Here is a 25085-nt window from a genome sequence, read left to right as displayed (position 1 = left end):
CCATGGCGACCGCACTCGCGGTCGCCTCGGCCGGCACCGCCGTCGCGCTCACCTTCGGGACACCCGCCGCGGCGGCTCCAGTGGGACAGCCGGCCGCGAACCAGCGGGCGGCGGAGACCGCAGCGCTGCGCCAGGCGGCCGAGAGCGGCAGCAACGTCGAGGTCTCCAACTCCCGTTCAGAGACGGCCCGGGTACTGGCGACGCCGCGCGGGACGCTCGTGCGCGAGAGCTACGCCGTGCCGCACTGGACGAAGAAGGACGGCGACTGGCGGCAGATCGACCTGAAACTGCGCAAGGACGGCAACTCGATCGCGCCCGCGGCGTCGGTCGCGGACGTGCGGTTCTCCGCCGGCGGCACCGAACCCCTCGTGACGTTGAACGGTGCCGGCGGCGCGCTCAAGCTGACCTGGCCGTCGAAGCTGCCCGCGCCCCGCATCGAGGGCGACGTCGCCGTCTACGAGTCGGTGCTGCCGGACATCGACCTGCAGGTCCAGTCCACAGTGGAGGGCTTCGGCTACTCCCTCGTCGTCAAGACCCGCCAGGCCGCGGCGAACCCGGCCCTGAAGAAGCTCAAGTTCGGGCTCAGCAGCACCGGCTGGACGCTGAAGCAGCGGCCCGGCGGCGGCTACGAGACCCGCGACAAGACCGGCAAGACCACCGCGTCCGCGGGTCCGGCCCTCATGTGGGACTCCACCGGCGCGCCGGCCGCGCAGCGCTCACTGACGGCCGGCAAGAGCTCCGTGCTGCGGCACGTCCCCGACGAGTCCCGCAAGGCCAGCCTCCCCACCACGGTGGAGAACGGCTCGCTGGTCATCGTCCCGGACGCAGCCATGCTCGCCGACCCCAACGTCGCATTCCCCGTCGTCATCGACCCGTGGACCGGCGTCGGAAGGTCCCGCTGGGGGTACACGAACTCCACCGACGCCAACCGTGACGACGGCATCGTCCGGGTCGGGCTCAACACCGACGGGTCCGGCACCTTCCGGTCGTTCTTCGCGTTCGACCTGACCTGGCTGCCGGGCAAGCAGATTCGCAACGCCAAGTTCATCACCACCATGACCCACTCGTGGGACTGCAATGCCACGCCTGTCAGCCTGTACCGCACCGCCGACCTTCCCAGCAGCGGCAAGCAGACCTGGTCGGGCCCGGCCCTGAACCTGTTCGTCGAGACGAAGTCCGGCCACGCGCACAAGCCCTCCACCGGCGCGGGCTGCAACAACGACCCGCAGCCGAACATGTACATGGAGTTCTCCAACCCGACCCTGGTCAACGACGTCATCAACTTCGGGCAGGGCCGCGGCTTCTACACCCTCGGCCTCTCCGCCCGCGACAGCGACGGCACTGACGAGGCCGCCGGCAACCGCTGGAAGAAGTTCGACCAGGCCTCCACCGCCATGTCCATCGAGTACAACACGCTGCCCAACACCCCTCAGGCGACGGCGCTGACCACCCACCCCGACTTCACCGCTGCCGGACAGCCCTGCGTCACCGGCACCGGCCGGCCGAACATCCGCACGACGACCCCGTCGCTGCAGGCCAGCATCTCCGACCCCGACGGTGACCAGAGCGGCCAGCTGTCCGCCTCCTTCGCGCTGCAGCAGTGGAACGGCACCGCCTGGGCCGCCGTCGCCGGCTGGCCGAAGAGCGACACGGGTATCCCGTCGGGGACCATCGGGGAGGTCGGCGTCGCGCAGGGCGCGCTCACCGGGTCGATGGCCCGCTGGCAGGTGCAGGTGAGCGACGGCCTCGGTGGCACGTCGGGCTGGTCGCCGTGGTGTGAGTTCACGCTCGATACCACCCCACCCGGCATCAAACCGACCGTGACGGCAGCCGACGGCCTGTACCTGGAGTCGCCGCCCAACGACACCCTGCGCGGCACCGTCGGCCGCAGCGGCCAGTTCACCCTCGGCGCCAACGGCGAGACCGACATCGTCGACTACGAGTACCAGGTCGAGGGTGGCCCCAAGATGTACGCCACCGCCACCATCACCGGCGGTCCGGCCACGATCTGGGCCACCCCGACCCACGCCGGCGAGAACGTGCTGACCGTCCGCTCCCGCGACGCCGGTCAGAACGCGTCACCGCCGAAGGACTACCGGTTCCTCGTCGCCGCCCCCACCGGCCCCAAGGCCACCTGGAAGCTCGACGAAGGCACCGGCACCGCGCTCTCCACCTCGCCGGCCGGCGGCCCGGCGTTGACGGCGGCCAACGGGCCAGCATGGACCGACGGCCGCGTCCCCGGCACGCACCAGACCGCCGGCACGGACCGCGGGCTGCGGTTCGACGGCGTCGACGACCACGCCGCCTCCGCCGCCACCGTGCTCGACACGTCGAAGAGCTTCGGCGTCGCCGCCTGGGTCCGGCCCACCGGCGGTCTCGACACCGCCCGCACCGTCCTGTGCCAGGAAGGCGCGGCGAACTGCGGGTTCGCCCTCTCGTACACGCCGGCGCCAGTCAACCGGTGGACGCTGACCACGTACGGCTCGGACACCGCCAACGCGCCGCCCGCACGGACGACGTCGGGCGCCCCACCGGTACTCAACCAGTGGACGCACCTCGCGGCGTCGTGGGACGCGGGCACGAAGACCGCGAAGCTGTACGTGAACGGGCTCCTGGCCGGCCAGTCCACCCGCGCCACGAACTGGAACGCCACCGGGGTGCTCCTGCTCGGCCGGGGCAAGGTCAACGGCTCCCGCAGCGGCACGTTCCTTGGCGACATTGGCGAGGCCCAGGTCTGGGACCGCGCCCTGGACCCCGAGCTCGACCTGAAGCCGGCTGCCGCCCCGGTCACCGCCGGCAACTGGGACATCGAGGACTACACCACCGCTGAGCCCCGGCAGGTCACGGACGAGAGCAGGTATCAGCACCCGCTGACGCTCTCGGCGGACCCGACCGCGACGTTCTGCGACGGCTACGACTACAGCACCGGCCTCTGCTTCGACGGCACCTCCGGCGCAGCCACGGCCGGCGCGCCGGTGCGCACCGACCAGTCGTTCACGGTCGGCGGCTGGGTCCGGCTCACCGACACCAGCATTTCCCGCACCGCCTTCTCCCAGCAGGGCAGCCGGGGCGCCGCGTTCGCGGTCCGCTACGACAAGGCGGCCAACCGGTGGGCGTTCACGGTCACCGGTACCGACACCGACACCCCGACCGCGGTCCAGGCGACCTCGATCGCGGCCCCGCTGGTCGACAGCTGGACCTATCTGGAGGCCGTCTACGACGCCCATGCCGGGCGGATCCGGCTGTTCGTCGACCGGCGGTTCCAGAGCGAGGCCGCCGTCACCGCGATCTGGAACGCCAGCGGGGCGTTCAACCTCGGCCGCACCCTGAAGGCCGGTGCCGCCACGGAGTTCTTCGCCGGGGGCATCGACGAGGTCCGGGTCGTCGCCGGCGCCGCACAGACGCAGACGCCGGCCGGCTATTACCAGACGATCACCCCGACCCGGTTCCTGGACACCCGCAGCGGCCTCGGCACCGGCGGGTCGACCGCGCCGATCCAGCCGGGCGGCACGGTCAGGCTTCCGATCGCCGGCGTCAACGGCATCCCGGCATCCGACGTCACCGCCGTCGCAGTCAACGTGACCGTGATCTACCCGACGGCACCCGGTTTCCTGACGCTGTACCCCTCCAACACGCCGCAGCCGGGGACGTCGAACCTGTACTACGAGACCAACGCCGTACTGGCCAACTTCGCGATCGTCCCGGTCGGACCGGACGGCACGATCAGCATCTACGTCGGCAGCGCCGGAACCGCCCACCTGAACCTCGACGTCTCGGGCTACTTCACCACCGACGACACGAAGGCGGGCAACAGCACCTACCAGCCACTGCACCCGTCCCGCATCCTCGACACCAGGACCGGCCTCGGAGCACCGCTCGCCCCGCTGGCCAACGGCGGCACCATCGCCGTGCAGGTCGCCGGCGTCAACGGCGTTCCGGCGGACATCACCGCGGTCGCGATCAACCTCACCTCCGCGAACGCGACGTCGTCCGGGCACCTCATCACCCGGGCCGACGGCACACCCCTGCCCATGACCTCCGGGCTGCAGATGACCGCCGGTGGCGTGCTCGCCGACATGGCGATCGTGGCCGTACCCGCCAACGGAAAGATCGACATCACGATGAGCGGCGGGCTCGCCGGCAGCCACACCGACGTCGTCGGCGACGTCATCGGCTACTTCACCGCCGGCACCGGCGGCAGCAAGTACCACGCCGTCAACGCCACCCGGGTGCTGGACACCCGCCAGGACAACGCACCGGTCGTCGCGTACGGCGTCCGGTCGTCCGGCTGCGGCAACGTCGTCGCCGACGACGCGACCCTCATCCTGAACCTCACCGTCACCCAGGGCGGATCCGGGGGCTTCGGCAAGTCCTACGCGACCGGCGCCACCCCACCCGGGGCGTCCACCATCAACTGGTACGCCGGTCAGACGATCGCGGCACTGACGCTGACGAAGACCAGCGGCGGCACCACCGACTTCTACAGCTACAGCGACGGCGCCCTCCACCTGATCGTGGACTGCCTCGGGTATTTCTCCAGCAACTGACCCACTACACACGAACCGGGGCCTGGCCAACGCCAGGCCCCGGTTCCGTTCCCGGCGACCGGCGGCGTCGGACCTCGCCGCGACGCTCCGCTCGGTGCGGCAGACGGCCGGCGTCGGCCGCGTGCGACTGTCTGCTGTGGACGCTGCTTCCTGAAGATCAGGAACCTTGACTTCCGTGGATGCGAGACCTAGTCCTCTGCGGTCGCAAACCGTAGCCACGAGGCCCGCTCCGGACAAGATCCCTGGCCGCTTCCGGCCGATGGTGGTCAACTGCATTTGCCGAGGTCCTTGTGCAACCGGCAGACGTCCCTGACGATGAGTGCCGTTCTGTGCGTGTCTCCGGGGGAGGACCTTTGCAACGGCTATGTGGCATGTGCGTGAACCAGTGCACGTTCACGCCTTCGGCCACTCCTCTGATCGATCAGCTCGACCGGACGATCCTGCGCGCGATGGCCTCGGGAGCAACCGACGAGACGGTGGCCAACCTCCTCGCTACAAGCCCGCGCACGGTCCGCCGACGCATCGCGGCAATCACTGGCCATCTCCAGGTTCAGGGACGGTTTGCCCTGGGCCTGAGACTCTCGGGCAGTGCGGCGTCTGGACGGAGTGGCTGCTGGACGTAGGTGCCATCAGTCCCTGAGGGCGGTATGCGGGTGGCGGACGAGGATGCGATCCACGCTGTACGAACGGCACGCGCCGAACCCGGACGCGTTCGACCTGGTGTACACGCACAGCCAGATCGTTTTGCGGATCGCCGAGCAGCTCTCTTGACACGACCCGGCGCTCTGGTCGTCGACGCCCGCTGGTACGGGCCGGATGCCTACTGCACGATGCCCTACAGCACGATGCCCTGCTGCACGATGTCGGCGTGTACGGCTCGACACCGCGTCCGACACGCTCGACCACGCCGGCCACATCCGGCATGGGGCGCTCGGACAACAGCTGCTGTGCTACGCGTGCCTGCCGGAGGTCGTGTGCCGGTTCAGTCCCTGCCACACGGGCGTGCGGCTTACCCGCGAGGACGGACGCCTCGCATCGTTCGTGTTCGTCGCCTCTTACGCGAATTCGCTGCTTGAAAATGGCAGGTCATTGACAACAAGGTTTCCAGCCAAGCACCATGCTGAGAGCGCTCTCACGTCCGCCACGTGGGGGCTCGAACGGGCATTTCCGCCAAATGCACCATCTCTGCCCCTGCTCGAGAAGGGCACATTCGCTGTGGAGATTCAACAAGAACGCACACCCCGCATGCCCCGTGGCCGCGCTACGGACCGAGCGCCGTCACGCAGCCGCCGGCGCCTCATGGTCCTCCTCACCGCGGCCGTCACCGCACTCGTCGGCAGCGCGGTCGTCCTGCAGCAGCCCGCACAAGCCGCGTGGAACCTCGTGTGGGCCGACGAGTTCAACGGGTCCGGCGCGCCCAGCAGCGCCAACTGGAACTACAACGTCGGCAACGGCCTCAACCCCGGCCTCAATGCTTTTGACGGCTGGGGCAACGGCGAGTGGGAGTGGTACCGCCCCGAGAACTGCACGCAGTCCGGCGGCAACCTCGTGATGCGCGCCAACTGGCTCACGACGCCCATCACGGTCAACGGCCGCAACTTTTACCAGACGTCGTGCCGCATGACAACGGACACGAAGAAGTCCTTCCAGTACGGCCGCATCGAGGCGCGCATGGCGCTCCCGACCGCCACCGGCTCGTGGCCGGCTTTCTGGATGCTCGGTGACTCGTGCGACGAGACGTCCACGAGCGCCTACAACCCGGCGCAGACCTACTACGACCGCCTGCCCACCAACTGGGCCAGTTGCGGCGAGGTCGACATCATGGAACACGCGAACGCGAACGCGACCGTGACGAACAACATCTTCTGGGATCTCCGGACCGGCGTGTTCCCGTGGACAGCGGGTCAGAACGCCAACTACGTCGCGAACCCCGCCGTCAACAACGCCGCGGCCTTCCACGTCTATGCGATCGAGTGGACGGCCGCGCAGATCCGCTGGTACATCGACGGTGTGCAAACGCACGTGATCGACACGACACCGGCGACCTTGGAGGAGTTCCGCAAGCCGTTCCACGTCATCTTCAATCTGGCGCTGGGCGGCACGTACCCCGGACAGAACCCCGTGCAGAGCCAGTTCCCGCTCACCGCATCGATCGACTACGTGCGCTACTACCAGGACGGCGGGGGCACGACGCCGGGCGGACCCGCGACGCAGATCAACGGGCCGGGCGGCAAGTGCGTGGACGTGGCCGGAAATGACACGGGCGGCAATGGCGCGGCCGTGCAGCTGTGGACGTGCCAGGGGCCTTCCGTTTCGAAGGACCAGCAGTGGAGCCGGGACGGCCAGACCCTGCGGACGTTGGGCCGGTGCCTCGACGTCGCCGGCGCGGGTACGGCCAACGGCACGAAGGTGCAGCTCTGGGACTGCAACGGCAGCGGCGCACAGAACTGGGTCCAGGAAGGTAACCGGTTGCGCAACCCGAACTCCAACAAGTGCCTGGACTCCCCGGGAGGCTCGACAGCGGACGGTGCGCGACTGCAGATCTGGGACTGCAACGGATCGGCCGCACAGTACTTCGTGAAGGCCGCGTGACGCCCGGCCGAGGCGCACGCTGACGGTCAGGGCGCGGGAGCGGACAAGCTCCCGCGCCCTTGCCGCGGCCCGGCCGGTCCTCGCGGTCGTCGTGGACATCGACACCGTCTTCTTCCACTGCCAGAAGGCGTTCATGCGCTCGAAGCTGTGGAAGCCGAAGACGTGGACCCCCGAGGCCCTGCCGTCGCACGCGAAGCTCATCAAGAGCGTGCAGAACACGGTGGAGACCCTCGACGAGCTCGAGGCTTAGTACGAAGAGGACCGGTACACCCGCGGTCTCTACGCCTGACAGCCCCACCCGCGACGAGGAGACCTCGTCGCGGCCGGGCGGGCCGCCCTGCTTGAATCCTCGTCGTGACCGGATGCCCCTGCGTGCTCTGCGTCGATCATGACGACCCCTTGAACGAACACGAAGAGCCCTTCAGTTCGAACCACTCCGCGAACACCTACGTAACGGCACCGCTGCCGCGTCGAGCACGGCCGGACATCCATGAGACCTGAGACAGAAACGCGTCATGGCCTGGTCAGATCCGCAATGGCCCGGCACAGAACCTCCGTGTCCGCAATGGCCTGCCGACAGTCCTGCTCGGAGATGGTGAGCCGTTGACCGATGCGCATGGTGCTGGTCGGGACCTTCGTCAGATATCTCGCGTCGACGAGTCCGTCGTTGTGGGTGAACACGTGCCTTGCCGCCCAGAACTTGATCAGCCGCCGCCACCGAGCGTTGTCAACCACGGACCGCAGGTCCGCGAATCCAGCGTCGACGAACAACTGCGCCGTGTGGTCGAGCCGTTGAAAGACGTTGCCCTTGCCGTTGAGCCGCACGCCGGCGTCAGCGACCGCGCCGCGGAAGACGGCGGAACCGAGCGACTCCACGACACCGACCAGGTTCTCCAGCGTGTCCACCCAGATACGTGTGAACACTCCTCGCTCCCGCAGCCCCGCTGCAACATCGGCCGACAGCTGGGCAAGGCCGTCGAGGCGAGCGGTCTCCGCGGCGAGCGCGTCCAGAGCTACGACCATCGCCGGGAGCTGCCCGCAGACCGGGCAGAACCGGTGCTCGCCGAACACCGCATACCGCAATGAGCAGGAACCGCACGAGCGGATCCGAATCAGGCTCTCCTCATCGATACCGGGAAGCGGCTCGGGATAGAACGGCTCCGACCGGTACGTGATCTCGATACCGATCCCGAACCCTGATCGACTTGATCTGCTGGACCGCATGGCGGAGCGACCGAAGGCTTCGTCCAAGGCCTGTCCGAGGATCTGCACCCCGATGTCGCCGGCTGCGCGCATCGCCCGGTCGAGCTGCTGCTGCGTCATGAACTCGCTGTGATCGTCGTGGTGGCCGCAGTACACGCACCACAGTTCGAGTTCGTCGGGCAGTGCCTCGTAGTCGTCGCCGTCCACCCGGAAGATCTGCTGACAGCTCGGGCACTGCCGGCCGAAGAACCCGTGCTCGTCGCTGGGGATGCTGACGCGCAGATCGAACACGTCGCCGTCGCGGCCTGCGATGCCAGCGCTTCACCCTGACCGCCTGACAGCGGAGCATCGTCGGGCTGCTGGCGCACACCGCCGGTTCTCCGCGCTGGACTGTCCGGCGCCTCGTCCCAGGAAGCCGCGTCTTCGCAGGTGGACGGCGGTGCAACGTCCCACCGTCCCAGGTGTGCGCCACGGGCTGGTCCGCGGCCGGGCCGCCGTGCCATGATCCCTGCCGCCGGGCCGTGCAGGGAAAATGCGGTCCGGACCAAAGCGCCAGTTGGCGCCACGCCCCGCCATCTCCGCACTGCCGTGTTACGCACCGTCACTATTCGTGACAACCCGCCGATCTGGGCTGATCGGCGGGACGGCGACGGACGGTGAGCACGGGCGTGGTCCGGCAACTGTCCACCGACACGTGGAGCTACCCAATGACCGACGCCGTACCCGACGAAGTCGATCCAACCGTCCAACCGCCCGTGGCCGTACCGTATCTGCTGGTCATGCCCGGCGGCGATGGACAGCCGCAGCCGGTCGCCTGGCCCGGCACCGCCGAGGGGCAGACGACGTGGGCGATTCCGGTGACGATTCCCGCGGGAACCCCGGGATTCGCCGTGTTCGTGCCGCTGGTTTCGGGCGCGGCGGCCAAGCCTGTCGAGGGCATGACGGCCGCGCCCGTTGAGCCCGAGCCAGTCACGCCCGTCGCGGCCGAGCCAGTCACGCCCGTTGTGGCCACAGCCGCCGCGCCGGTTGAGGAACTGCCCGACGACGAGCTCGAAGAGGACGAGGAACAAGACGAGGAGGCTGTCGCACCGCCGCTGGTGCAGCACCAGTCGGGAACGCGGCCCTTCGCGCCACCGTCTGGCGCGCCCTTCCCGCCGCATCCTGTGGTGCCCCCGTTCCGGCCCTATCAGACCGTTCCGCGGGTCATGGGGCCGCCGCGACCGCTGCCGCCCGGGTTCCTGGAAGCACGTTGGCCCGGGCCGGAGCCCGCGAGCGGCTGGCGCGTACCGGTCGCCGTGCTCGCCGGCGGACTCGTCGCCGCGATCGTCCTGCCCGGCACGCGGGTCGGCATCGGCTGGTTCCTCGGCGGGTTCGCGCTCGTCGCCGCCGTCATCGCCGGCATCTGGCCGGCCGCCGCAGCGCTGCCGAAGGCCGACCGTGCGATGCGGGCTGTCTGGGCCGGCTCCGCGGTCGTCCTGCTGTCGGTGCTGGCGTTCCGCAACGCCTGGTGGCTCGTCACGTTCTGTGTGCTGGGCGCGCTCGGCTGCGCCGCCCTGGCCATCGTCGGCGGCCAACGCGTCCGCTCCATACTGTTCAGCCTCGTGGCGGCGCCGTTCGCGGCCTTGCGCGGCATCCCGTGGGTGGCCAAGCACCTCAGCGCCACCGGCGACCGGCACGGCAAGCCCCGCCACACCCAGCGCGTCGCCTGGTCGGTCATCATCACGGTCCTGTTCGTGCTGGTCTTCGGCGCGCTGCTCTCCTCCGCCGACGCCGCGTTCTCGCAGGTACTCTCCGCCGTCGTGCCGACGGTCAGCGTCGGCCGCGTGTTCCTGTTCATCCTGTGCGCGCTGATCGCCGTCGCGGCCGTCTACACCGTCGCCGCGCCGCCGGACCTGTCCACCATCGACAAGCCGGGCACCGCGCGGCTGCGCCGCCTGGAGTGGGGGCTGCCGATCGGGGCGCTGGTCCTGCTGTACAGCGGATTCGTCGTCGTGCAGGCCACCGTCCTGTTCGGCGGCCAGCACCACGTGCTGCAGACCGCCGGCCTCAGCTACGCCGAATACGCCCGCAGCGGCTTCTGGCAGCTGGCGACCGTCACCGTGCTGACGATCGCCGTGCTGGGCGGCGTGACCCGCTGGGCCAGCCGCGAGGACCGGGTCGACCACATCCTGCTGCGCACGCTGCTCGGCCTGCTCTCGTCGCTGAGCATCGTGATCGTGGTGTCGGCGTTGTCCCGCATGTACGCCTATCAGAAGGTCTACAGCTTCACCGGCGAGCGCATCTTCGTGATGGCGTTCGAGCTGCTCCTCGGCACCGTGTTCATCATGATCATGGTGGCCGGCATCCGGTGGCGCGGCGCCTGGATCCCGTCGACGATCGTCGGTCTCGCGGTCGTCATGCTGCTCACCCTCGCGGTGCTCAACCCGGAGGACTACGCGGCCCGCCGCAACATCGCGCGCTACCAGGAGACCGGCAAGATCGACGCCTGGTACCTGCGCGCCCTGTCCTCCGACGCCACCCCGGCCCTGTCGACCCTCCCGGACTCGGTCCGTCGCTGCACGCTGAGCTGGATCGTCGACGACCTGGACGAGCCGGACCCGTGGTACGGCTGGAACCTCGGCCGCGAAAACGCCCGCGACGCCCTGGACCGCGTGGGCTCGTCCGGCATCGGCGGCTCGAGCGACTGCCAACGGGCCGACCAGTTCGACCTGCCGAAGACACGCTGACGCGCCGCCCCCGGGCCGCCCCCAGCACGGCGGCGGCCCGGTCCGGGCCGTTCGGCTGCGTTCAGACCGTGCGGGTCGCCTTCGCGAGGTTCGCCTCCAGCTCGGCCTTCGTCTGCTTGACGACATACGCCGGCCGGTCGCGCTCAACGCGCCACGACTCGCTCAGCGGGCTGACGTCGACCGTGTCGAAGCCGATCCGGTCGTAGAGGTCCCTGGCGAAGTCGGCCGCGTCGGGATGGTCCGAGGACACCACCAGGGCGCGCCGGCCCGGCGTGCCGGACGGGGAACCGTCGGTGGTGATGTCGGCGGCGCCGATGTGGTTGAAGGCCTTGACCACCTTCGACTTGGGAAGGTGCTCCTGCAGCAGCCCTGACGTGGTCGCCTCGCCCCGGTCGAGCTCGGCGAACCTGCCGTCGCGCTCCCAGTAGTAGTTGTTGGTGTCCAGCACGATCTTGCCGGCGAGCGGCTCGACCGGGACGTCCCGGAACTTTCCGAACGGCACCGTGACGACCACGACGTCGCCGGCTGCTCCAGCCTCCTGCGCGGTCGCCGCCCGGGCGGCCGGGCCGAGATCCTCGACGAGCGCCGACAGCGTCTCCGGCCCCCGCGAGTTCGCGATCACCACGTCGTGCCCGAGCGCGATCACCGCCCGCGCGACCTGGCTGCCGATGTTGCCTGCCCCGATGATTCCGAAAGTTGTCACGGTCGGCCCAACCAGGACGGCCCCCGCGAGTATTCCCCGACAATCCGACCGGAGAAATAGATCACGCGAACCCGCGTTCGCCGGCCTTGTCGTCGGGGCGGATCTCTGCGGAGCGCCCGCCAGCCGACCCTGAGAGGCTTGGATCTGGCGCTCATCCCCACGCCGCTCCCCCGCGCCCGCCCACCACGGCCGCCGCTGCCGCACCGGCCCCCCACCCACCGGGCCTGACCAGGTCGAGCCGCACCTTGACCTCGCCCGGCTCGACCCGTCCGGCCGGATCTCGGCCCGCGCCCTACTGCACCTGCTGGGCTGGCCACCCGGGCACCGCGTCACATTCGACATCACGCGCAGCGTCATCACGGCGACCTCCGGTCCGGCAGGTCGCCACACCATCGGCGGCACCGGCCTCCTTGCCATCCCCGCAGCGGTCCGGCAGCTGTGTCGCATCACCGCCGGCGACGTGATCGTCCTGCTCGCCGACCCCGACTGTGACCTGCTGCTCATCCACCCGGCCCGAACCGTCGCACGGCTCCTCGCCGAACAGTTCGCCACAGACGATGCCGCCTGACCGCGAACGGCTTGACGCCGCCTGGACAGCGCTCGCCGAGCTCGGCGTCACCCTCGCCGACCTGCAGCGCGACGCCCGACCAGCGCTGCCGACCTTCGACGACTACCTCCCGCAGGTCCTCGCCGCTGCCGGCCCCCGGCAGCGGCGCGCCTACCGCAGCTACTGGGAGCGCATGACGACGGCCTGGGGCAGCCTCGCGATCGACACCGTCACCGCCAGCGACATCCAAGCGCTCCAGCGCCGGGTCGTCGGCAGCGCCCGGACCCGCCGCAACAGCCGCGGCGGCCGCCACGCCGGTGAGCTGCTCATCGCCGCCGCCCGCGCCTTCTACAACCAGGCCATCGCCGACGGCCTCATCCGGCCGCCGACAGCTGGTGACCCATCCACTGCCCGCCGGACCGGGAGCTCTGCGCGGCGCTGCGGGAGGCCCAGGTGCTGGTGCTCAGCGGGCCCCAGACGGAGGACTCGCCGGTGAGGGAGACGCTGTCGCGCACGACGTGGCTGCCGCCGCAGGCGTCCTCGATCGGGCCGCAGCCGGTGGACCACATGAAGTTCTGCTGCACGGCCGGCGTCTGCCGGGCCAGGGCGTTGGCCAGGTCGAGTTCGCGGTACCCGAGGCCGGCGGCGTTTCCGGCGGTGAGGACGTCGCCGGTGTTCATGAACAGATGCTTGACCTGGTCGGGTTTCAGGGCCGGCCGGGCCCTGCAGGAGCAGGGCGACGGCGGCGCTGGTGACCGCGGTCGCCTGGGAGGTGCCGCTGCCCCGGAACAGGGTCGTGCCGACCCGGGCGGAGGCGTACGTCGCGTCGACGTTCGAGCCAGGGTCGGCGAAGATCGCCGAACAGGCGGTCGACGTCCCGGCGTCGGTCCGCGAGGTGACCGCCGGGTTCACGCTGCGCCCGTCCTGCAAGCGCGGCGACGGTGGTGCGGTCGGTGTCAGCGTCCTGAACTCCGTCGACGGCAAGGCGACGCTGAAGGCGGCCCGCTCCGTCGAGTGACCCGACCGGCGGTCGCTGGACGCGGCCACGACTCGCCGGCCGGGTGCCGGGTCAGCCCTTGACGAGGGTCGCGGTGGCGGGCCATCCGCCGCCCGCGTGCTCCTCGCACATGACGATCTGCTGGTCCGCGACCGCCGCCGTCACGGTCCGCCAGCCGCCGGCCTGGGTCATGACGACCCGCGTGGTGCGCCCGCTCCACAGGTGCTGCCAGCCGGTCTCGGCCCACGTGTCCCGCAGCCACAGGCCACCCGCCGTCGCGATCGCCACGCTGACGCCTTGCCGGTGACCGGTGCAGGCGATGTCGAGGGGGTCGTCGGGCGCGTCGAGCCACAGCGGCTCCTCCCAGTCGCCGAGCAGCGTCTCGGCGATCGCGACCCGCCGCTGCGCCGTGCGGATCGCCGCGCAGACGAGCTCACCCCACGTGTTCAGGGTCAGCGCGGCGGCGTCGGCGCCGGCCAGCCCCACGGCTGCCAGCCGCGGCGGTGACCCGCACAGCACGGTGCCGTCCGAGGCTTCGACGACGACCTGGGGGGTGCCGTCCACCCCGGTCGCGGCGGCGAGCACCCGGCGCGCGGGCGTGGACCTGACGACGTCCGTGCGGCCGTCGAGCGAGACGGTCACCGTGGCGAGGACACCCTGCCGGTCGACCGTGAACCCGGTCACCGCGCCGTCGCCGCCGGCCGCCACCCGCACCGGTCCGGTCACCTGAAGATCCTCGACGCGGTGCCAGCGTGCGCCGCTGTGGTGCCAGACGCCGTCGTCGGCGGCGGTAGCCATGAGGACCGCCTCGCCGCTGCCGTGCCGCGCCGCCGAGACCGACAGCGGGTGCAGCGGCCCGGTGTCGTCGCCGAGCAGGGCCGGGTGCCGGACCGGTGAGATCGTCACGGCGCCGATCCGGTCCACGCCCGCGGCGGCGAGACGGCTCGCCCCGGCGCCGGTCGTGGTGACCGTGACGTCCCGGTACGCCCCGGGCGGGACCCCGTCGGCGAGCAGGGCCCGGAACTCCTCCGCCCAGTCCGTGAGCCGGGCGGGGCGCTGCTGCGGGTCGTACGCGAGCAGCAGCCCGACGTGTTCGGCGAGTCGTGCCGGGTACCCGAAGCCGATCAGCCCCCGCGCCGCCTGCTCCTGGGCGTGTGCCATCGGCGGTTCGGCGCCGGTCAGCAGGTGGTAGACGATCGCGCCGAACGAGTACCGGTCGCACGCCGGGGTGATCTCGTGCTCCGGCGCGGCGAAACCCGCCGTGACGTACCGCTTCGTCGTCGCCGATCCGGTCGCCCGCATGAACGCGAAGTCAATGAGTTTGACCGTGCCGTCGCGGCCGACCATCACGTTGCCCGGCGATATGTCGCGGTGCACCTGCCCGTGGTCGGCGAGCGCGTCGAGCTGGCGGGCGAACTGGGTCACGACGTCGACGACAGCAGCGGGTGCCGGGCGTTCCTCCTGTTGCCAGGTCGAGAGGTTCCGCCCGTCGACCCAGGGTGTGACGAGGAACAGCGAACGCCCGGCGGCGGCCGGCTGCGGGTCGGGGTGGGGGGCCGGGCCGGTGAACGCGCGAGCCGTCGGCACGACCCCCGGGATGTCCCGCAACGCGATGGTGCGGTCGATCGTGTCCTGCCACATCCGCCGCCACCGGTCCAGGGCCTGGTTCGGGGTCTCGTCACCGCCCTGGTCGACGTGCCGCAGGAGCAGGATCTTGATCGCCCAGGTGCCGCCCAGGCGGCCGAGGATGCGCTCGGCCTGCCACAGCTCGCCCTCGCCGCCGCGCTGGACGAGCCGGACGAGCCGGTACATGGCGGCGTCCTCGTCGCTGCTGACGTACCAGCCCTCTTGCCCGACGGTGTCCGCCTGCTCCACCCGCTCAGTCCTTCAACACGAAACCGGGCACGACGGTGCTCGTGCCGCTGGTCGCTGGCTCCGTCTCCGCCGCCCGCCGCACCCGCTGCATCGGCGCCTGTGTCGGTGCCGGCGTGTGGTCGGGCAGTGTCGCCGCCTCCGCCTCGATGCCGCGCAGCGCTTCGGTGAGCCGCTGGATGACCGCGACGACCAGGGCACCGGGGCCGGTGCCGTCGGCGCGGCACACGGCGGCGAGCCCGCCCAGGTCGGCCGGCCGCGCCTCGACCGCTGCCTTCAGCCGGTCCAGCAGCGCGACGTAGCCGACCACGGCGGGCGGCCGCACGAAGTCCTGCGGCAGCGTCGGGTACAGCAGCTTCACGACGCCGAGCAGCGTGGTACCGAGCCGGTCCTCCGGGATGTCGGAGCCGAGCCGCCCCAGGGCACGCCCGGAGTAGTCGGCGCGGATCAGCTTCCCCGGGAACACGCGGTCGGAGACGGCCTCCACCGCGGCGATCGCGACGCCGAACGCCTCCAGCGCGGCGTTGCGGTCACCGGCCCGGGACGCCTCCCCGGCCGCTTGCCGCAGGATGTCACGCGCCTCGGGGGCGAGCGGCTCGCGCGGCGCGCTCGTCAGCGTCTGCCGCACCCGGTGGGTGATGCCACCGCCAACCCCGGAGAAGTACTCGACGAGCACGTCGAGCCCGCCGATGGTGGTCGGGTCGCCGCCGCCCACCTTGACCAGCGCCTCCAGCAGGTCGTGGTTCGGTGTGATCCCCGGCTGCTCGGCACCGTACCGGCGCAGGAACAGCTCCCGGGTGCTGATCCCGATCGCGTGCAGCCGGATGTTCATGTCACGGTGCAGGTGCTCCATCAGCCCGACCGGCTCCGACGTCGCCTCCATGATCTCGCCGGTGCCCTGGTCGCCCCGCGGCGCCCAGTCCGCGCCGTCGCTGACCAGCACGACGAGCCGCTCGTTGCCCGGATGCCCGTGCTGGTACAGCAGGTCGGCGGCGGCGTGGATGGCGTTGCCGATGTGCGTGAGCCCCCGGGGCTGCAGCAGCGAGACCGCCTCCCGGAACTGCTGGATGACCTCCGGCGGGGAACCGGCGTCCAGCTGCTCCATGCCTCCGGAGCGGGGGAACCGCAGGGTCGCGGTCGAGGTGAACGACATCAACGCCACCCGGGACACCCGCCCGGCCACCCTGAGCCGGACCTCCAGCAGGTCGCGCAGCGCCTGCTGCAGCGCCTCCATCCGCTGGATGTACCCGTTGCGGCGCAGTGCGAGCATCGACTCGCGGGGCACGGGGATGTCCTCGGCCTCCATCGAACCGCTGCAGTCGGCCAGGATCACCATGTCCACCCCGGCCTTCACCCCGGGCGCGAACACCTCCACGGTTGTGCGTGGCCCGATGCGGGCGATGACGTCGTACCGGGAACCGGTGTCGACCTCGATCACCCGGTGCGGCACCCCGGCGACGTCGACGAACAGCTCACCGGGCTGCGACGGCACCCACAACGGCGTGCCCACCAGCCCCGCCCGGGCGATCTGCTCGGCCGCCGTCTCCGGTGAGCGTTCGGTCGGCAGCTCCAGCAGGATCCGTGTCGCGTCGATCGCCTCCTGCGGACGCAGGTTCCAGCGCGCGTCGTCCAGCAGGCTCAGCTCATCGCGCAGGTCCTCACCGACGGCCAGGACACCGGCGGGCACCTCCGGCAGCCGGCAGACCTCGACGGCGCGCAGGTGCACGCCGCCCGCGGTCTCGGCGCTCAGAAGCGCCGGACCCTCCGGCCAGCCAGCGCCGTCGGCCGAGACACCGACCCGCCAGCCGCGCACCAGCCCTCGCGGCGGCAGCGCCACGACTCGTTGCTCCATCAGCCGGGCCATCAACGGCTCCCTCGCTTGTCGCCCTCGATCTGCACACGGACGCCGCCCTGCTCGCCCTGCGACAGCTGCTCGGAGAAGTACCGGATGAGCGCTCCCTGCCTGCCAATGAAGATGCCGCGGTACGCCTCCGGCACCCGGACGAACAGCAGACCCGGCCGGTCGCCGTCACGGTGCGCGCGGGGCCGGTTGTAGTCGGCGAGGCTGAGGTTGGCGGCGATGACGTCGCCGTGGACCGGGATCGCGTGCCGGACGAGAATCTTCAACCGCTCGACGAGCTCCGCGCCCCGGTCGTTGCCCGCGGCGATCTTCTTGATCTCGTCGTCCCACCGGCCGTGCCGGCGCTGGACCAGCGCAAGCACGCCCTCGCTGTCCCGGCCGCCCGTCCCGGTGAGATCGTGTTGGGCCGCGTCGATGGTGCGCAGGATCCAGCGGAAGTCCAGTGCCAGCTCGGTGTGCCCGGCGCGGCGCAAGCTGTGGCCGAAGCCGCGCAGGCTCGGCAGCGGCTCGGCGTCGCGGCGGCGCCTGGACCGCAGGTACGCCCCCGCGACGATCTGTCGGATCAGCACGGGTGGCGAGTACCCGGGCAGCTCCCGGTGATGCCGGCGGCACAGCGCGAGCCCGAGGCCCTCACCGCCGAAGACCTGCCACCGGCGCAGATGCTGCGCGCACATCCGGACGCCGCACTGCCTCAGCCCCACCTCGGTGACCTCGCAGCGGGCCGTGCCCATGTTGGTGCAGCCGCCCTGCTCGCACGCCGGGAACTGGGCGTCGTAGCAGGACGGGCAGTAGCTGCGGTCCGAGCCGCTCGGGTGGGTCCGCCGATGCCTGTCGCAGTGCGCCTTCTGCCGCTGGCAGCGGCCGCCGGCGCACCGGAACGTCGCCGTCGCCCCGCACTCGGCGCAGGTGGGCTCGTGCGCCGCGCAGGTCGAGATCAGCGCGCCGTCAAGGATGCGCGCGTGGACGTCGCACAGGCGCTTGTCGAGCGCGTCGGTGCCGCAGTCCCGGCAGGTGAACGAACCGTAGCGTTCGCGCCCCTCGGCGGCGCAGCCCTGGCAGCGGTACCTAACCTTCGCCGGCTCCAGCATGCCGACGATCTGGAACGTCGTCGACGGCCCGACGACCGGGTCGGCGCCGGGCGCGAGCCGGGCGAGGGCGATGTGGACGTCACCGTTGGGGTGCCCGAGCGTGTACCGGGGCCGCCTCGTCAGGTCGTGGCCGTGCAGCACCGGCTCGAGCATGTTCCACAGGTCGGCGATCCTGCCCGCGTCGTGCAGCCCGTCGGGCCACTCCCGCACGTCGAGCAGGATCTGCATGTCGGCGACCGGCGCCACGACGGTCGTCATGCTTGATCTCCCTTGCGCGACCCCTGATGCTGCCCGCCGCCGCGCGGCCCGCCCCGCCCCCTGTGCTCGGAGCGCTGCCGCGGCGGGCGGTCCCGGCCGGGCTGCTGCTGCCCCGGGCTGCGTCCGGACAGCTGCGTCCGTGGAATGTCGGCGCCCTTGCGCGCCGCCACGATCGCCGCCCACTCGCCGAGCACCAGGTGCGTCCGGCCCGGCGCGATCTGCTTCGCCGACGCCAGGCACGGCCCGCCCGGGGCGGCGTCGCGCAGCACGTTGCCCGCGATGCCGGCGAACCCCGACCGGTGCTGCCGCGCCCAGCCGCGCAGCAGCGTGTCGTCGCTCGCGCAGCCGGACAGCCCGAGCTGCGGCAGGTCCAGCGCCGCAGCGATCGGGAACAGCTCCTGCGGGGTCGCCCCCAGGTTGTCCAGCTCCACCGACAGCGTGTCGACGATCAACGCCCGCAACAGGTCTCGCGCGCTGCGCTCGACGAGCCTCGGCTGCTCGCCACGGCCGGCCGGCTCCTCAACCGTGAGCCGGGCCCGCAGCCCGCGGGCGACCGCCCGGGCACGGTTCTCCTCCAGGATCTGCTGCGGCATGTTGCGCAGCCGCCGCCCGTCCCGGACCAGCCGCCGGGCCCGCAACCCGAATGCCGCCACCAGCAACGCCCAGGCCGCCGTCGTCGAGACACTGGCGGCCGCGTCGACGCAGCGCAGCACCACGGCCGGCGTCCCGTCCGGCAGCGTGGCCGGGTGCACGTCCATCCGCTCCAGCTGCGCCACGCCGTCGGTACGCCGCAGCTCCGCCTCGACCCGCGCGAGGTGCGTCGGCGAGGTGGATGCGAGGTAGCGGGTCGCGACATGCTGCCGCGACGTGCCGAGCCGGTGCGAACCCCCGACCCCGGTACCCTCCGGATCGGCCCGGCCGGTCAGCGCGATCAGCAGCGGCACGTGTTCCCGCAGCAGGTTGCACAGCACCTCCTGCTCGACCGCCGAGGCGACCTCGACCACGTGCCGGTCGTCACCGGGCGGCCCGACGACCAGCCGCCCGTCGACCTCGGCGGCGACCGAGGCCGGCAGCAGCGGCACGCGGGTCGCGGCCTCGGCGAGATCCGTCGCCACGGCACCCGCCCACTCGGCCCGGGCCGCCGGGCTGCCGAGCCACTGGGGGGCCCGTTCCGCGTACCACAGGGCGGGCTTGCCGGCGGCGCGTTCGCCGCCGCCCAGGCTGAACGCGGTCCCGCGCCGGCCGGTGGCGGGCAGGTGGCCGTCGACGACGACGAAACCCTTGGCCACGTGTTGGCGCGGCGCGCCGATCCGGGTCACACCTACGAGCACGTCAGTTCGTTCCTTCACTCTCGATCTCGGTTCGGGGCGGTTCGGAGCGGCCGACCCAGGTCCGCTCGTCACCGACGGGGTACCTCTGGCCAGACACGTAGACACTGACGGACCGCGCCAGCCAGAGCACGTCGTGCCCGCCGAGCGTGACAGCGGCGTGCGGTGCGAGCCGGGCACCGTCACCCGCCGAGGCGCCGGCACGACGGATCCGCGTGCCGTTGACCGAGCCGAGGTCGACCGCCGAGACCGAACCGTCCGGCCGCAACCGCAGCAGCAGGTGCTGGCGGCTGATCCGGCCACAGCGCTCCGGCGGCTCCGGCAGCGCGTCGACGCTGACGCCGTAGATCGCCCGTCCCCGGCCGATGACGACGTCCACGCCCACCTCGATGGGGAACCGCAGCAGCTCGGCACCGGCCGCGTCGCACAGCACGAGCTGCTTCGTCAACTCCCGCGGCCCGATCGCGACGAGCATCCCCTCGCAGAACGGGCACCGAGCCCGCCCCTCGGTGTCGGCGACCGGCCACAGCAGCAGCTCACCCTGCCGGGTCGCGGCCGCCGTGCAGTACGGGTCGCCGCACGCCCACCTGGTCCGCAGCACCTCCTTGGCCAGCCCCGCGGCGTGGACGAGCTTGTCCTCCTTCGCCCGGGACACCCGCTGCGGCGGCTCCCGCTTGACCCCGGACGGCACGAACTCGACCGTTCCGCCGCGCATCCGCCAGGCGAGAAAGCGCTCCGGGCACTCCTCCATCCACCGATGCTCACGCCGATGATCAAGGAACTTGTCGCGGCTCAGCACAGCCATGCCCGCACGGTCGCGAGCCATCGGAAGGATGACCTCGTCGGCCACCGCGGCCTCGACGACGTTCCACTCCCGCACCAGGCTCGGCCAGCGGGTCTGATCGGCCTCCGGGAGACGGTCCCGCAGCGAGGTGTCGGCCACGAACGCCATCTCGGCGTCCGCGCCGTGGCGCGCCCGCCACGCCCGCTCCAGCAGCATCAACCGGTCGAGATCGGGGAAGCGGTCATCGTGGCCGCGCTTCGGCGGCAACTCCTTCGACCAGCAGACGTTGGACACGTCGACCACCGCGGCATTGGAAGGCATCGCTGCAACCTACCCCGGTGGCGGCCCTCCCGGATGACACCTTCGGCCCACCCACACCCCGACACCCGTCCACCGTCCGCGCCCTGTCGTCCCGGAGCGTCCGGACGCTCGTTCGACGGACATCGACGACACGCGTGAAGTTCCTCGACGGTCTGCGGATGCTGTGTCAGAGCAGATCGATCACCATCACGCCAGCGTCGAGCCCCACGGCGACGGCCCCGTCAATGCTGGTACACGCAAGTGCCGGATGATGTACCGGGATAGTGACTCGGCAATCGCCGATGGCGAGGTCCCAGATTCGTACCGTCCTGTCGGCGCTGCCGGTGGCGAGCAGGGTTCGGTCGTCGACCTTGGACCGTGCAGACCGCGCCCACCCAGCCGGTGTGGCCGTCGAGGCGGCGCAGTCGGGTGCCGGTGGCCGGGTCCCAGATTCGCACCATGTCGTCGTCGCTGCCGGTGCGAGCGGGGTCCGCCCGTCGACCTGGACCGCGCACACCGCGCTCACCCAGCGGGCGTGGCCGTCGAGGCGGCGCAGTTCCGCGCGGGGGCGTGCGGCTGCCCAGCGGGCCCGGTACGGGGCCGGATGGTCGGCGGCGATGGGTCGAACTGCTCGAGTGCCTGGGTGACGCTGAACATCGCCGCCCGCTCGGCAGGGTCCGCCGTGACGGCCTGCAGCGTGAGGTGCAGGGTCTGGGCCCGTTGCCGGCCTTCGGGTCGTGGCGTGGTTGGCCGGAGCGAGCAGCCGCAGAATGTCGGCGTGCAGCAGGTACCCGTCGTCGCTGAGCAGCTCGTCGATCAGGCCCGCCCGGTCGGCGTGGGTGACCAGTGCACGCAGCAGGTAGGCGGGCGCCGACCGCCACCCCCGCCCGCGGCCGGGCTCGATGAACGCCCGGGTCAGTCGCTGCTCGGCGAAGCGCATCCTGCCGGTGCCGTGCTCGCGCAGCAGCGCGTCGTTGAGGGCCTGGTGGGACAGGCGGAACGTGGAGGTTCCCTCGGCCGTCGAGGTTTCGACGAGGAAGCTCGCCGCCGCGGAGCGGGCGAACCGGCCCAGTTCCATCGCACCGACCTCGACGCCCAGTGCCGCGGTCGCGGTGTGCCACAGTTCGGCGGTTCAGCCGGGCGCCTCGGCGTGGGCGAGCGCGGCCAGCACCGCCGGGCGGGGCGCCCGCCGACCGGCGATACCCGGTCCAGGTAAGGCGTCCAGGGCGCTGTCGACGGTCGCGGTCAGGGTGAGGGTCGCCGGGTCGTACATGCCGCGGCGGCGGGCGTCCAGACCGGCGATCAGGAAGTGCGGTGAGGCGAGCCCGGCGATGCGCCGCGCGACCGGTATCGCGACCGCCGGGTCCCGGTACGGGTTGCCCGGCCGTTCCGCGCCGACCAGGCTCAGCAACTGCCCGGACCGGCAGCTCGCATCCCACCGTGATCGGATCGCGGCCGACTCGGGCGCACAAACCGCGCCCCCGAGTCGGCGCAACAATCGGCAGCCCGTTACCGGCGGTCGGGCTTGACACCCACCTCTGTCACTGGTCAGGCGGGTACGAACTGCCACTGCTGGTTGGTCCCGCCGTTGGTGGTCCACTGCACGACCTGCGCCCCGTCGCTGGTCGCCGCGCCGTAGACGTCGGCTGCCAGTCCGCTGCTGCGGCCGACGATGGTGTAGTAGCCGTCACCGGTGGGCCGCAGATACCACATCTGGTTGGTGCCGCCATTGGCTGACCACTGCTGCAGTTGCAGGCCCTGCGTGCTGCTGCCGCCGTTGACGTCGAGCACCTTTCCGGAGGCGGTGTAGCGCAAGGTGTAGGCGTCCTGCGTGGTGCTGATCGTCCATGTGGGGGTGCCGCTCTGCTGGACCGCCTTGGCACCGTCGGCGGTGGAGTTGCCGGCGATGGCGAGGGGCTTGCCGCTGTTGCGGTTGACGATGCGGTACGTGCCTGGTGCGGGCCCGGTTCCGCCGCTGCCACCGAGATTGAGGTACTCGACCGCGTCGGTGAAGACGGTGCTGCCGGACTTCGTGGTCGACAGCTGCAGGTACACGCGGCTGCCGGTGGCGGGGGCGGTGAAGGACACCGGCTGGGTGACCCGTGAGCCGAGCGGGATGGTCAGGGTGGTGCTGCCGGACGCGACGACCGTGCCGGTCGGGTTGTCGAGCCGGGCGGTCCAGGTGAAGCCCACCGAGGTGTTGGTGAGGTCGTCGTTGAACACGGTGATGTTGCGGGTCACCGTGGCGTTGCGGGCGTAGCTGGGGACCGCCTGCGGCAGCGGGAAGGTGCCGTTGGAGTCCGACGCGCCGGAGGCGGACCAGTACGGCAGGTCGACCGCGGCCACCGGGTTGAACGCCGCCTGCACGCGCTGGATCTGCGGGTTGCTCCAGGGGTCGGGCAGGTTGTCGGCGCCGTAGATGGGGTGACCGCCCTCCTCCGGGGTGAAGTCGGTGGACCGCACGCCGGGCACCACGCTGGCCCAGGCCGACAGCAGCGTGTACGGGCGCAGGTCGCTGGCGTCCTTGCCGCGCTTGGCTGCCGTGGCCGTCGCGAACCACGTGAAGCCTTGCTTGGTGCTGCAGGCGGGCCAGATGTACTCGCCTTCGCCGTCCGGCCGCCCGGGGACGCGATTCAGGGCCTCGCCGTATCGGCCGGTGCCGTCCAGGTAGTGCGCGAAGATGGCGAAGTTGGGGTAGTTCATGGCCGGGTACCGGCTGGCTGAGTCGGCGCCCGGAGCGGCGTCGATGCTGATCGGCCGGGTGCCGTCGTTGCCGTTCATCGCCGCGTACAGGTCCTGTTGGAACTGCTGCGAGTCGTTGTTGTTGAAGCTGGGTTCGTTGATCTGGCTCCAGCGGATGACCGCCGGATGGTTGCGATCCCGCAAGACCAGCGCACGCGCGTGGGCCACCATGTTGTCGTGGCCGGCCACGAAGTCCTGGGCGCCACTGCGAATGGCGGTCTCGTCGATGACCATCAGGCCCATCTCATCGGCCACGTCGAGCATGTACGGGCTGGCCGGTTCCATGTGGATGCGCACCACGTTGTAGTTGAGGCGCTGGTAGTTGTCCACCGCCTGGGGCCAGCCGCCGTTGCCGGGCGACGGCGGCAGGAAACCGGGCAGGGTGTCGTACGCGTCGCCCTTCCCGCCGTTGTTGACCCGGTCGTAGTCGGCGCCCTGCAGACTGTCGCCACGGAAGTTCACGCGCACGCCGTTGAGGTAGTAGTACTCGCCGTTCTGCGTGCTCTCCCGGAACCCGAAGCGGTACGTGGCATCACTGGTGCGGCCGTCGTCAGCGGTGGCGTGTATCGCCAGACGGTGCAGCTGGGCGCGGTATCCGGCCCGGTACGGCACATTGGGCCACCAGTACGAGGTGGCGCCGAGGTCCCACGCCACGGGGCCCACCGTGACCTTCGCCGTCGAACGGGCCGCCACCGTCACGGTTCGCTGCGGCAGCTGCGGATAGCTGAAAGCGCCTGCACCGTCGGAGGCGAGCGACCCGGTCAGGGTGACCGTCCTGGTCGCGGCCGAGGAGTTGGTCACCGACACGTCGTAGCTGATGGTGCGGTCCGCCACCGAGGTGCGGACGAACGCGTCGCTGACATACACCGTCGGGTACACCCGCAGGTACGCGGACCGGAAGATTCCCTGCGGTATCGCCTCGGACCAGTCGGCCGCCACGGGGACCAGATACTTGCCACTGGAGCCCTTCAGCGCTCCGCGGCCCTTCACGTTCACCGTGATCGTGTGGGTGGTGCCGGGCGCCGCGTATGCGCTGATGTCGAAGTTCGACGGGGTGAACGCCGTCGTCTGGGTGGCGACCACGCGGCCGTCGACCGACAGCGTCGCCTGGTGATTGACGGCGCCGAACTCGATCCAGGTCGACTGCGGCTGCCCCGAGTCCGGCACGGTGATGCTGCGCGAGTACACCGCCTCGTTCACGTCGGTGAAGCCCTGTTTGTACCAGCCACCACCGGGCATCGCGATCGAGGTCGCCGCCCGACCCGCGGGCGTGAAGGTCCACGTCCCGCTCAGGTCGACCGAGGCGATCGCGGCGTTCCCGGCCGCCACACCGTCAACGCCGGCCGCCGCCACGCCCCCCATCGCACCCGGCGCGGCCAGGGCCGGCCCGTGGACCGCCAGGGTCAGGCCGCCGAGGACCACGGCTGCGGCCAGCCCTCCAGCCGCAGCCGGCAACCAGCCGCGCCGGCGGGCGTTCGAACGATGCATGCCAACTCCTATGACTCATCCGCCAGCTCCGCAACACCGGTTCAGGGCA

General features: G+C 71.3%; 17 protein-coding genes. 5 read left to right on the top strand and 12 right to left on the bottom strand.

The window, feature by feature from the left end:
• Positions 1-2 precede the first annotated feature (2 nt).
• The 3 genes from OHA72_RS27235 to OHA72_RS27225 all read left to right on the top strand — a co-directional run bounded on the left by OHA72_RS27235 (position 3) and on the right by OHA72_RS27225 (position 7389).
• A complete protein-coding gene (locus tag OHA72_RS27235) occupies positions 3-4547 on the top strand; it encodes a LamG domain-containing protein (RefSeq protein WP_327010639.1) in 4545 nt (1514 codons plus the stop codon).
• A gap of 1002 nt (positions 4548-5549) precedes the next feature.
• Complete coding sequence (locus OHA72_RS27230) at positions 5550-7139, top strand: ricin-type beta-trefoil lectin domain protein (protein WP_327010638.1); 1590 nt, start codon at positions 5550-5552, stop codon at positions 7137-7139.
• Positions 7140-7230: 91 nt separating this feature from the next.
• Positions 7231-7389: a PNPOx family protein gene (locus OHA72_RS27225; protein ID WP_327010637.1), complete on the top strand. Its 159-nt coding sequence runs from the start codon at positions 7231-7233 to the stop codon at positions 7387-7389.
• Positions 7390-7652: 263 nt separating this feature from the next.
• Here the strand turns inward: OHA72_RS27225 and OHA72_RS27220 are convergent, their stop codons facing one another.
• Positions 7653-8549, bottom strand: a complete 897-nt coding sequence (locus tag OHA72_RS27220) for a hypothetical protein (protein WP_327010636.1) — start codon at positions 8547-8549, stop codon at positions 7653-7655.
• 548 nt (positions 8550-9097) lie between these two features.
• On the opposite strand from OHA72_RS27220, the gene OHA72_RS27215 reads away from it, so the two are divergent.
• Positions 9098-11068, top strand: coding sequence for a DUF4153 domain-containing protein (locus OHA72_RS27215; RefSeq protein WP_327010635.1), 1971 nt, complete (start codon positions 9098-9100; stop codon positions 11066-11068).
• 61 nt (positions 11069-11129) lie between these two features.
• On the opposite strand, the gene OHA72_RS27210 is transcribed toward OHA72_RS27215, so the two are convergent.
• The 3 genes from OHA72_RS27210 to OHA72_RS27200 all read right to left on the bottom strand — a co-directional run bounded on the left by OHA72_RS27210 (position 11130) and on the right by OHA72_RS27200 (position 12998).
• Positions 11130-11771, bottom strand: a complete 642-nt coding sequence (locus OHA72_RS27210; RefSeq protein WP_327010634.1) for an NADPH-dependent F420 reductase — start codon at positions 11769-11771, stop codon at positions 11130-11132.
• Positions 11772-12498: 727 nt separating this feature from the next.
• Entirely contained in the window at positions 12499-12648 is a 150-nt protein-coding gene (locus OHA72_RS27205) for a hypothetical protein (protein ID WP_327010633.1), read from the bottom strand.
• 44 nt (positions 12649-12692) lie between these two features.
• The gene (locus tag OHA72_RS27200) at positions 12693-12998 is read right to left on the bottom strand and encodes a hypothetical protein (protein WP_327010632.1); all 306 of its coding nucleotides are present in this window, start codon (positions 12996-12998) and stop codon (positions 12693-12695) included.
• A gap of 71 nt (positions 12999-13069) precedes the next feature.
• Between OHA72_RS27200 and OHA72_RS27195 the strand changes: the two genes are divergently transcribed.
• Positions 13070-13336, top strand: coding sequence for a hypothetical protein (locus OHA72_RS27195; protein WP_327010631.1), 267 nt, complete (start codon positions 13070-13072; stop codon positions 13334-13336).
• 51 nt (positions 13337-13387) lie between these two features.
• Here the strand turns inward: OHA72_RS27195 and OHA72_RS27190 are convergent, their stop codons facing one another.
• The 8 genes from OHA72_RS27190 to OHA72_RS27155 all read right to left on the bottom strand — a co-directional run bounded on the left by OHA72_RS27190 (position 13388) and on the right by OHA72_RS27155 (position 25036).
• Positions 13388-15190, bottom strand: a complete 1803-nt coding sequence (locus OHA72_RS27190; protein WP_327010630.1) for a serine/threonine protein kinase — start codon at positions 15188-15190, stop codon at positions 13388-13390.
• Between the two features lie 4 nt (positions 15191-15194).
• Entirely contained in the window at positions 15195-17051 is a 1857-nt protein-coding gene (locus tag OHA72_RS27185) for a vWA domain-containing protein (protein WP_327010629.1), read from the bottom strand.
• Positions 17051-18394 (bottom strand): KH domain-containing protein, encoded by a 1344-nt coding sequence (locus OHA72_RS27180; RefSeq protein WP_327010628.1) that lies wholly within the window; start codon positions 18392-18394, stop codon positions 17051-17053. Before OHA72_RS27180 ends, OHA72_RS27185 begins: the two co-directional genes overlap by 1 nt.
• Positions 18391-19725, bottom strand: a complete 1335-nt coding sequence (locus OHA72_RS27175; protein WP_327010627.1) for a hypothetical protein — start codon at positions 19723-19725, stop codon at positions 18391-18393. Before OHA72_RS27175 ends, OHA72_RS27180 begins: the two co-directional genes overlap by 4 nt.
• 1 nt (position 19726) lies before the next feature.
• Entirely contained in the window at positions 19727-20827 is a 1101-nt protein-coding gene (locus OHA72_RS27170; RefSeq protein ID WP_327010626.1) for an FHA domain-containing protein, read from the bottom strand.
• Between the two features lie 166 nt (positions 20828-20993).
• A complete protein-coding gene (locus OHA72_RS27165; RefSeq protein WP_327010625.1) occupies positions 20994-21884 on the bottom strand; it encodes a WD40 repeat domain-containing protein in 891 nt (296 codons plus the stop codon).
• A gap of 54 nt (positions 21885-21938) precedes the next feature.
• Positions 21939-22217 carry a hypothetical protein gene (locus OHA72_RS27160; protein WP_327010624.1) on the bottom strand — a complete coding sequence of 93 codons (279 nt, stop codon included), beginning with the start codon at positions 22215-22217 and terminating at the stop codon, positions 21939-21941.
• A 137-nt stretch (positions 22218-22354) separates the two neighbouring features.
• Positions 22355-25036: an RICIN domain-containing protein gene (locus OHA72_RS27155; protein ID WP_327010623.1), complete on the bottom strand. Its 2682-nt coding sequence runs from the start codon at positions 25034-25036 to the stop codon at positions 22355-22357.
• Positions 25037-25085 lie beyond the last annotated feature (49 nt).

Source organism: Dactylosporangium sp. NBC_01737, assembly GCF_035963215.1.
Lineage (GTDB): Bacteria > Actinomycetota > Actinomycetes > Mycobacteriales > Micromonosporaceae > Dactylosporangium.
The sequence above is the reverse complement of the archived record's forward strand: the minus strand, read 5'-3'. Positions and strand labels throughout refer to the sequence as shown.